The organism is Mycobacterium sp. (assembly GCF_039583805.1).
Taxonomy (GTDB): Bacteria; Actinomycetota; Actinomycetes; order Mycobacteriales; family Mycobacteriaceae; genus Mycobacterium.
On sequence record NZ_JAVKSH010000129.1, the window covers coordinates 1 to 9,293 of the forward strand.

The 9,293-nt window shown below is 69.3% G+C and carries 9 protein-coding genes and 2 pseudogenes; 1 reads left to right on the top strand and 10 read right to left on the bottom strand.

The genetic code is table 11. The annotated features are described in order from the left end of the window. Positions 1-453: 453 nt before the first annotated feature. The 9 genes from ABDW21_RS14970 to ABDW21_RS15010 form a co-directional block, all read right to left on the bottom strand. The gene (locus tag ABDW21_RS14970; protein ID WP_343601403.1) at positions 454-858 is read right to left on the bottom strand and encodes a type II toxin-antitoxin system VapC family toxin; all 405 of its coding nucleotides are present in this window, start codon (positions 856-858) and stop codon (positions 454-456) included. After that, positions 855-1,112: a CopG family transcriptional regulator gene (locus tag ABDW21_RS14975; RefSeq protein WP_343601387.1), complete on the bottom strand. Its 258-nt coding sequence runs from the start codon at positions 1,110-1,112 to the stop codon at positions 855-857. The genes ABDW21_RS14970 and ABDW21_RS14975 overlap by 4 nt, the downstream gene beginning before the upstream one ends. A 302-nt stretch (positions 1,113-1,414) precedes the next feature. Continuing rightward, positions 1,415-2,896 (bottom strand): PE-PPE domain-containing protein, encoded by a 1,482-nt coding sequence (locus tag ABDW21_RS14980; RefSeq protein ID WP_343601388.1) that lies wholly within the window; start codon positions 2,894-2,896, stop codon positions 1,415-1,417. A 180-nt stretch (positions 2,897-3,076) separates the two neighbouring features. After that, positions 3,077-3,532 carry a hypothetical protein gene (locus tag ABDW21_RS14985; RefSeq protein ID WP_343601389.1) on the bottom strand — a complete coding sequence of 152 codons (456 nt, stop codon included), beginning with the start codon at positions 3,530-3,532 and terminating at the stop codon, positions 3,077-3,079. Continuing rightward, on the bottom strand, positions 3,529-4,782 hold the full coding sequence (locus ABDW21_RS14990) for a DUF58 domain-containing protein (RefSeq protein ID WP_343601391.1): 1,254 nt from the start codon (positions 4,780-4,782) through the stop codon (positions 3,529-3,531). The genes ABDW21_RS14985 and ABDW21_RS14990 overlap by 4 nt, the downstream gene beginning before the upstream one ends. After that, positions 4,779-5,750 (bottom strand): MoxR family ATPase, encoded by a 972-nt coding sequence (locus ABDW21_RS14995; protein ID WP_343601393.1) that lies wholly within the window; start codon positions 5,748-5,750, stop codon positions 4,779-4,781. Before ABDW21_RS14995 ends, ABDW21_RS14990 begins: the two co-directional genes overlap by 4 nt. Continuing rightward, positions 5,747-6,232, bottom strand: a complete 486-nt coding sequence (locus tag ABDW21_RS15000) for a hypothetical protein (protein ID WP_343601395.1) — start codon at positions 6,230-6,232, stop codon at positions 5,747-5,749. The genes ABDW21_RS14995 and ABDW21_RS15000 overlap by 4 nt, the downstream gene beginning before the upstream one ends. Further along, a complete protein-coding gene (locus ABDW21_RS15005) occupies positions 6,229-7,188 on the bottom strand; it encodes a DUF4129 domain-containing protein (protein ID WP_343601397.1) in 960 nt (319 codons plus the stop codon). Before ABDW21_RS15005 ends, ABDW21_RS15000 begins: the two co-directional genes overlap by 4 nt. Positions 7,189-7,293: 105 nt before the next feature. Next, the gene (locus ABDW21_RS15010) at positions 7,294-7,914 is read right to left on the bottom strand and encodes a pyridoxamine 5'-phosphate oxidase family protein (protein WP_343601398.1); all 621 of its coding nucleotides are present in this window, start codon (positions 7,912-7,914) and stop codon (positions 7,294-7,296) included. Here ABDW21_RS15010 and ABDW21_RS15015 point away from each other — a divergent pair. Further along, positions 7,859-8,956: pseudogene (locus ABDW21_RS15015) on the top strand (aminotransferase class I/II-fold pyridoxal phosphate-dependent enzyme); the annotation flags it as partial. The gene ABDW21_RS15010 and the pseudogene ABDW21_RS15015 sit on opposite strands and share 56 nt — an antisense overlap. Positions 8,957-8,971: 15 nt before the next feature. On the opposite strand, the pseudogene ABDW21_RS15020 reads toward ABDW21_RS15015, so the two are convergent. Further along, positions 8,972-9,082, bottom strand: a pseudogene (locus tag ABDW21_RS15020) (TetR family transcriptional regulator); the annotation flags it as partial. Positions 9,083-9,293: the final 211 nt, after the last annotated feature.

Below are 9,293 nucleotides of genomic sequence, written 5' to 3' on the forward strand. Positions count from 1 at the left end.
ACGCGCCGGCGCTGGCGTAGCAAACCGCACACTCGACGAATAGCTCTGCTCGACGCGAGCGCCGACCAGGGCTTTTGGGCAATTTTCGAGTGAGCCGGGCACATCGGCCTATCCCCCGAATTCTGTGACTGCTGAGAATTCCGCCCGTCACCCCTTAACGCAGCTGAGCCACAACACCATCCACCAAGTCCTCGGGCACACGCTCGAGGACGACTGCCCGCTGGTCACCGTCGATGGCCAGCGACGCCGCCGGGCTCACCGTCAGAGACGGCCTCGTATACGTACTGGCGACCGACCTGCGCGAGCCATTGCTGCAGAACGGCAACGTCTTTGGGTCCATGGGCATCCGATCCGCCTTGCAAGAGCAGTAATTGGGCATGGGGTGCTCGGAGTTGCTGCACGACGCTGCGCAACCCTCGGGTCCGGCATGCTTCAGGGTGAAACCATGTGGTCTCACTTCTGCGGGCGTGGGCCGGCCTCGATGACGAACGGCGGCCACAAACCCTCGAACATCGGGAAATGCCGGACGTTGAGCGTCGCCAAGTCCAAGCCGTTCACCTCGGCGGTTGCCGCGATGAGGTAATCGCCAAGTCCAATCCGGTTGTGGCTGCGGCGATATCGGCGCATCATGTCCCCAGCGCGGCGCGCGACGATCTCAGTCGCCGGCTCGACGCGAAAGGAAGCAAGCAGGCGCCACACGTCGCGCCGCTCGACGGTCCCCATACCGCCGACCAATTCCACTACCGACACCGCGCTGATTGCCAGGGGCCCGTGATGTCGAACGCCGACAAGCCAGTCGCGCGCCGCGACGACTCCCCGCAAATGCGCGATCAGCACATCGGAATCGACGAGGATCATGATCCGCTGCGCCACATCAGACCAAGGTGCTCTCCACGATCACCCGAACCACGTTCCGGCACGTCGAGATCGCACACCGCACCGAACGAATCCGCGATTGCTCCAACGTCCGACGCCAGGCTGTCGCCAGCCCCGGCCAGCGTACGCCCCAGCAGTTGGCGGATGAGCTCGGCGCGCGACACGCCTTGTCGTTCGGCCAGTCTGTCGAGTGTTGCCGTCTGTTCCTCGTCAAGGTAGATGTTGGTGCGCCGCATACACCGCACTGAATACCGTCGGGGACATTGCCTGAGCGCGAACTCACCAAGACCCACGACGTCGCGGAGGCACCCGCTATCGCCTGCCGCACGGGGCTCGACCTCGCCGACGACAGGAAGCGATCGAAAAGCCCAGCGGCGCAACGGCAGTGTCCCCGGAACTGACTACCTCACGGAACTCGTCGACCCACTGAGGACCAATGCATGCCCTGGTGAACACGGTCGTCGAGCGGACTTCACCGGAATTCGGCGTTGCTACCGTCCTCAGCCTGGCGGAGACCTTCCACTGCTGACGACGCGGTCTAGGAGAACAGACCGCTCAACGCGGTCTCGATGTGATCCAGCGCCGTGGCGAGGACCGCGAATTCTTCACCGGCCGCGACCGTTGCCAAGCCCGCGTCAGTGGCGATCGGCATGCCGACCGCGTCGAGAAGGTCACCGTGTCCCAGGTAGTAGCCGAAGAGGCTGATGTCCTCGGCGGGGACCGTGGTCGTGAGGGAGATCAGGAGATCTGCGGTCGGAAGCAGCGTCGCGGTGGCGTCTGCGAGTACGCTGCTGTAGGCATCCGCGACCTGGAGAAACGACGGTAGGTCCGTCAGGTCCACCGTGGGTAACGCCGTGGGTACTGCGACCGGCGCGCCGCTCGACGGATCCGACACGTCGGACACGAAGGCCTGGACCCCTTGCTGCGCCCCGCTGACCAGAGCCTGCAGGATGGCGGCGAACTGGTGGGCGTCGATGCTCGGGAACAGCCCAATCGGCGTGGGCACGTTCGCCGGCGATTCCGACCAGCCGATCGACGGGTCCGCGCCGTAGCCGAGGTTGACCAGCACCTTCAGGTCCGGTTCGAGCAGGTCGGCCACCGGCTTGCCGGCAATGGCCTCGATCACCTGGTCCAGCGGCAGCCGTCCTGTGAAGGGGATGATGTGGTAGGTGGTGCCGCCGTCGTATCCCGGAGTCGTCGGCAACGTCATGGCCTCCGTTTGAATCTGATCGGGGGTCAGCCCGACGCCGGGTCCGACGTACCCCCGGATGTAGAGCGGGTGGACGAGTTCGAAACCCAGCACCGCGTTGATGTCCGACAGGATATTCAGCGGGTACCGCGGGAAGTCGGCGAACCCGTCGTATTCCAGCGTGTAGATGTTGTTCTCGAAGCCGGTGTCCGCGGGGGTGGCGCCGCTGAAGGTCAAACCCAGGCTCGGGATCACCGGATGCGAACCCGGCGTCGGCAGGTCGAAGCGCTCCAGGATACCGCCGTTGGGGTTACTGGGATCGCCAAGCATCGCGAAGGCCAGCTGACCGGGAGACGGCTGAAAGCCCAGCGACCCGTTGGCGACATCTTGCATCTCGATCGACGCGATCGTCGCGCTCTGCGAGACACCCCCGACGACCACGTTGTGTCCGGCGTCGAGCGCAGCTTTGATCGCGTCGTTGAGGATGGTGACACCTTGGGCCACCGACGTGTCGAACTTCAAGACATTGACGCCGGTGAGCGGATACAGACCCTCCGGTGTGAACAGGGCTTGCGGGGTGTAGTCGCCGTAGCCGTTGGGCACCAAGTAATTCTGGAACGCCACCTGCACAAGGCTTTCCGGCGGAATGGGCACGCCGCTGCCGCCCATCTCCAACGCCACCCCGGACGTCGGGTCGAGCGCTTCGCCGGACAGTAACGTCGGCTCCGCCGTCACCAGAGGCGGCCCGACCCCGAGCGCCGGCGTCATCGCCTGGGTCAGACCCAGCATCGCGGCGGCCGCCGCGCCCGACCAGAATGCGGGACCCGTCATCGACAACCCCTTTCCTGACCATCGCGTGCGGGCGCAGGCCGGTACCTTCCCGGTGAACCTCGGCACGCCCCAAGCGAACCCGAGACAGCGTGACCCTAACAGACGCGAGGCAGGCAGGCGGGCTGTCCCGGCGTGACCGCGACCTACCAGAGCCAGGCCCGCGTCATGTCGGGCGGGCGCTCACCATCCGCGGGCCCGCAGGAACGGCCGGAGGGCAAGCACGAAGGCCGCCAAGACCGCCAGCGGCGCCAGCAACGGCAGCCACGGCACCCGCCAGGACAACCCCGCAGCAGCCACACCGGCCACCGTAAACCCCAGGGCGGCAACCATTGTCGGCGCTGTCACGGGGACCGCTTCACCGGTGGAATGGCGCAGCACCAGGTAGGCGGTCGCGCACAGCCCCGCCGCCGCGGCCTGCGCGGGCGGCGGATCCGACAGCACGATCGCCGACGCGGCGAGCAACACCGCGAGGGTCGCCGCCGGACGAAACACCACCCCGGCCGCGACGACGACGCCGGCCAGTGCGGACGCCGACAACGCCGGACCGAGCGAGCCGGCACCGGCAACCGCCGCCATCGCCAGCCCGCACGCGCCGGACAGGACGCCGGCGGCCGGTTGCGCATGCAGCGTCGTCATCGTCGCCGCGAGCCCGCGCGGCGCCGGTCCGGCACCAGACGCATCGATTGATCCAGCGTGCTGTCCGTCCGCCAGGTGACCACGTCCACACCGGTGGTGGCCATGTCGCGATACATCGCGGAGCGCTGCAGCGCCCACATCCGGGTCACCAGCGGATCCTGGCGATCCCCGAACGGAGACCCTTCCAGGACGTCGACGGCTACCACGACGTGCCCGCGGCGGCGCACGTCGATCAACGCCAGGGCGAACTCGGTGTCGAGCAACGTGGAGAACGCGATCACGATCGCGCCCGGCGGAACGGCCGCCCGCGGCGCTAACGTCCCTGCGGTGGATTCGAATTCAGCGCCCGCGGCCAGGACGGCGTCAAGCACCCGGTAGAACTGGCGATGCCCGATGTCGGCGCCGAGCCACCGGGGGCGGCGGCCGCCGAGTGCGACGATCCCCGCGCGATCACCGTTGCGCAGCGCGGTCTGCACGACTTGCGCGGCGCCGCGCACCACCCGCTCGGTGGCCTGCGTCGCCGGCCCCGGGGCCTGCGGATAGGTGTCGACGAGCACGACCACGTCAGCGGCCCGATCGGTCAATCGTTGCGTCACATGCAGACTGCGGCGCCGCGCACTCACCGGCCAGTTGATGGTACGCAGCTGGTCGCCGGGCACGTACGGACGAATGTCGGCGTACTCCACGCCCCGGCCGATGTGCCGGGTGAGGTGGGTGCCCAGGCGGTCGAGCAGTTCGGTCCGCGGGAGCGGCGTGGACTGCGTTGGTGCGATGGGGAACACGATCACCTGCGCCGCGTCGACTGTTGCCGTCCCCGTGAGCAACCCGCCGTGAGCCACGACGTCCACCGTTGCGCGGATGGGATAGCGGCCCCAGCGTTGCGCGGTGACGGCGATCGTCTGTCGTAGCGAGTCCGTGCGCTGGAGAGCGTCACAGTCCATCCCCGCGACGGTCGACAGCCTCAAAGCCACAGCGGTGCCAACGGATTCCGTCGCAGCCCATACCGTCACCGTCGCCCGCTCCCCCTCGAAGCAACGCGGCGAATCCGGTTGCGCGTGCACGTGGACTTTCGGCAGCGGCCGCTGCCAGCTGATCGAACACAGCACACCTAAAAGCGGTGCGGCAAAAACGATCAGCTGCCACTGCGATCCGATCACCGCGGCGGCCAGCGTCACCGCGGTGCACGTCGCGATAGCGTTCGTCAGTGACGATGCGCGCCAGCGCAACTCGGTGTCGCCGGTGTTCGTCACGGCCCAGTTCCACCGCGTGCCCGTGGCACCGGCAACCGCCGCAGCAATTCCTCCACCACGTCGGAGCCCTGGATTTTTCGCACCCACATCTCCGGGCGCAACGTGATCCGGTGCGCCACAGCCGGAACGGCCAGCGCCTTGACGTCCTCGGGTATCACGTAGTCGCGGCCCAGCAGCAGGGCGCGGGCGCGGGCGAGTTGCACCAGGTCGAGCTCGGCTCGGGGACTGGCGCCGACGGCGACCTGGGGGTGATGGCGGGTCGCGGTGGCCAGCGAGACGACGTAGTGCAACACGTCTTCGTGCACGCTGACCTGCTCGACCGATTCGCGCATGGCCAGCAGGTCATGCGCGTCGACAACCTGATTCACCGTCGGCTCGGCCGACCCGCGGTCCAGCCGGCGGCGCAGCATCGACGTTTCGTCACGTTCGGACAGGTAGCGAAGTTCCAGCCGGATCGCGAACCGATCCAGCTGCGCCTCCGGTAGCGGGTAGGTGCCCTCGTACTCGATCGGGTTGTCGGTGGCCAAGACGATGAACGGCGAAGGCAGCTTGTGGGTTTCGCCGTCGATGCTGACCTGTCCCTCCGCCATCGCCTCCAGCAGTGCCGCCTGGGTCTTCGGTGGGGTTCGGTTGATTTCGTCGGCCAGCAGCAGATTGGTGAAGATCGGGCCGCGACGGAAATCGAAGCGCCCCGACTGCATGTCGTAGATGGTCGAGCCGAGCAGATCGGCCGGCAACAGATCCGGGGTGAACTGCACGCGCGTGAAGCCCAGTCCGAGAGCGGCGGCGAAGGAACGCGCGATCAACGTCTTGCCAAGCCCGGGAAGGTCTTCGATGAGCACATGCCCGCGGGCCAGCACCGCCGTCAGGATCAGTGTCAGCGCGGAGCGCTTCCCGACCACGGCTCGTTCGACCTCGTCGAGCGCCGCCTCGCAGCGGGCGGTGGTCACCTCGGCCGGCATCGTCATGCCTGCTCCAATCGTTGCAGAATGTCCTCCAGAGTCGCTCGGCCCGGGCCGGGTTCGTGCGCACCGGCCGGCGCGACGTTGTTGGGGTCGACCCAACCCCACATGTGCGGACCGAACAGCATCCGGCCGATGGCCGCAACCTCCTCCGGATCTTTGGCCTGCCGTCGGCCGGCGGTCATCTGAAAGCGGCGCGCCAGCATCGGGCGAAGGTGCCGGTCCCAGTCCGCCCGGGTGGATTCCGAGCGGCGGATCATCGTTTCGGTGCGGGTCAGCCAGCTGCGCAGGGACTCCGGCAGATCGTCGGAGTCCGGTCCTGGCGGGACGGCATCCGCGTCACGCCCCAGCAGCCGGCGGACCCCCAGCAGCGTCATTGCGGCGGCGGCGCCCGACAGCCACAGCACGAGTCGACGATCGTGCAGTGACAGCGCCAGTAGCTCCGCTGCCACAACCGCGAAAACAGAGACCAGCAGCAGTCTTCTCATACGACGCTCCGCAGTTCGGCATGGACCAACTGCAGCATCCGCACGGCCACCTCGCGATGACGCTCGGTCATCGCATGCGTGCTGAACCGCGCCTCGGCGAACAGCTGCACCAGCATGGCAGCGTTAACGGCTTGCAGGGCATGGTGTTCGACGGCTCGGGCCAGCACCTCCGTCGGCGTGTCGAAGTCCTGCGGAACAGTCTCCGGGAAGTTTGCCAGTTCACGCTCCATGGCTGCGTAGCACGCGATGATCGCCTCCCGCGGTTCGCGGCTGAGGTCGCCGAACTCGGCCAGGCCGAGTTCGGCCGCGCGGGCCAGCGATTCGGAGGCTGCCGCCGGCAACGTCGATTGCACCCGAAGCACCCCGGCCACAGGGTTTTCCGAGGCGTTCGCGGCGCGCCAGCGTTGGCGCACCGCGACAACCGCTGCCCCGACGGCCAGTAGGAGCATGGTCGCCGCGCTCGCGGCCAGGTATCCCAGCGTGTCCCTGCCACCGCTGTGTGGCGGCGGCGGGCCGCCGCCATGGCCGGCGCCATGGCCAGTTCCCGGGCTGCTCGACGACCCCGACCCCGACGTGGGTTGGTCGATGTGGGGCGGTGCGATCAACCCGGACAGCAGCCACACCACGAGCAGCCACGCGGCGAGCATCCCGGCTGCGATCAGCACCGGCCGCCACGCCAGCCGGCCTCCGGCACCGCCGAACCTCTCCGAGAGGGCTCCGGCACCGGGCGCCGCGGCGCGCGGATCCCGCGCCCGGGTGATGACCGCGACGACGATGATGGCCAGCGACACCACGAGCAGCGCCACGACGAACACCAGCGACGCCGGACTGTCGGTCGACCCTCGGCGCGGCGCGCGCTCGGCGCCGGGCAGATACCCGCGCAAGGACGACGCGGCGACGACCAGCAGCACGATCACCGCGACCACGCGGCTGGTCGCCTTGTCGATTCCGGGCATTGGCACACCGCTCGTGTTGCCTGCCGCCGTCGCGGCATGCGCTGACCTCATCCTGGCACGTCGGCAGCCCGGGCCGCCAGATCCGCGCGGCTCACGCACCGAGCGTCAGGCCCTGCGGTAGGCCGCGAGGTAGGACGGCACCGGAACGGCCGGGTCGAGGTCGGCGGCCGGCACGGGCTCACCGGCGGCCAGGGTCAGCGGCACCACTCCGGCCCAATGCGGCAGCGCGGCGTCCTCGGCGTCATCGGCCGGTCCGCCGGCACGCACCTTCGCCGACACCTCGGCGAGGTCGAGGGCCAGCACCGCGGTCGCCGCCAGCTCGCGGGAGTTCGGGGGCCTGCTGTCGGCGGATCGACCGGGCGCCACATGGTCGAGAAGTGCTCCAAGAGCCCGCAGCTTCTGATCGCGATCGTCGACCACGTGTGCGGTGCCCTGCACGACGACCGACCGGTAGTTCAGCGAATGATGCAGTGCGGCGCGGGCCAGCACCAGGCCGTCGACCAGGGTCACCGTGACGCACGCCGGCAGGCCCGACGACGGCGCGGCGAGCATCGGGCCGCCGCCCGTCGAGCAGTGCAGGAACAACGTCTCGCCCACCCGGGCATGCGTCGTCGGCAGCACCACCGGACGACTCGCTCTGAGGTAGCCCAGGTGACAGATCAGCGCTTCGTCGAGGATGCGGTGGACCACCGCGCGATCGCTGCGCGGGCTGACCGTCCCCGACAATGTGCGAGACCTGTCGACCGGCAACCCCGACGCCGCTCTGCTGCCGATCGCCGTCGCACGTCGACCGCAGCGGCGCGCCCCGCTGCTCTACGGACAGCCCGCGGTGTCGCCGGAGCTGGCCGACCATGCCCGGGCGGCGCTGAACGCCGACGGCGTCCCGGCTGACCATCTGACGGTGACCGCGGGAGCTCTCGACGGTATCGAGCGGGTGCTGGCCACTCACCTGCGTCCCGGCGACCGAGTGGCCGTCGAGGATCCGGGCTGGGCCAATCTGCTCGACCTGCTTGCCGCACTGGGTCTTTCGGTCGAGCCGATGGCGGTCGACGACGACGGACCGCTGACGGCCGACGTGACTCGGGTGCTGCGCCGCGGCGTTCGGGCGCTCGTAGTCACCAGTCGCGCCCAGAACCCGACCGGTGCGGCGATCTCGGCGACGCGCGCTGACCAGGTGCGGCGTCTCTTGGCCGACCGGGCCGGCGAGCTGCTGCTCGTCGAGGACGACCACTGCGCGGGCATCGCCGGCGCACCGCTGCATTCCCTGGCGGGGTCGACGCCGCACTGGGCGTTCGTCCGGTCCGCCGCCAAGGCGTACGGCCCCGACCTGCGGGTGGCGGTGCTGGCCGGCGACCGCCGCACGGTCGAGCGGGTGCACGGGCGGCTGCGCCTGGCGGGTTGGGTCAGCTACCTGCTGCAGGACCTCGCGGTGAGCTTGTGGCGCGACGAATCCGCAACCCGGTTGGTGCGCCGGGCCGAGGGCACCTACGCGCGTAACCGCACCGCGCTGCAGGCGGCGCTGGCTGAGCGCGGCCTGGCCTGCCACGGTCGATCCGGGCTCAACGTCTGGGTTCCGGTGCCCGACGAGACGGTGGCGATCACCCGGCTATTGACCGCCGGCTGGGCGGCCGCCCCGGGTGCGCGCTACCGGATCGCCTCGCCGCCGGGGCTGCGGATCACGATCGCCGATCTGCGTCCCGACGAGATCGGCCCGCTCGCCGATGCTCTCGCCCAGTCACTCACCGCAACCGGGCTGTCCAGCATGTGACCGCGCCTGCCCCGGTCAGCGGCCCGACCCTGCGGTGACGCCGTGCACGACGATCGCGGTGGTCTGGTCCACCCAGGCGTCGTCGAGTTCCTCGTCGGGACGCAGCAACAGGCGCAGCGGCGTCGATGCGCGGATCCCGGGGCGGCTGGTCGCCGTGTCGATACCGGGCATTGGCACACCGCTCGTGTTGCCCGCCGCCGTCGCCGCATGCGCCGAGCTCACCCCGGCATGTCGGCATCCCGGGCCCGCTACCGCGGCGATTCAATCCGGCCGGCGAGCATTGCCGTCCACTCCGCCAGGTATTGCTCGCAGGTCAACCTCGCAGGTCAACCTCTTA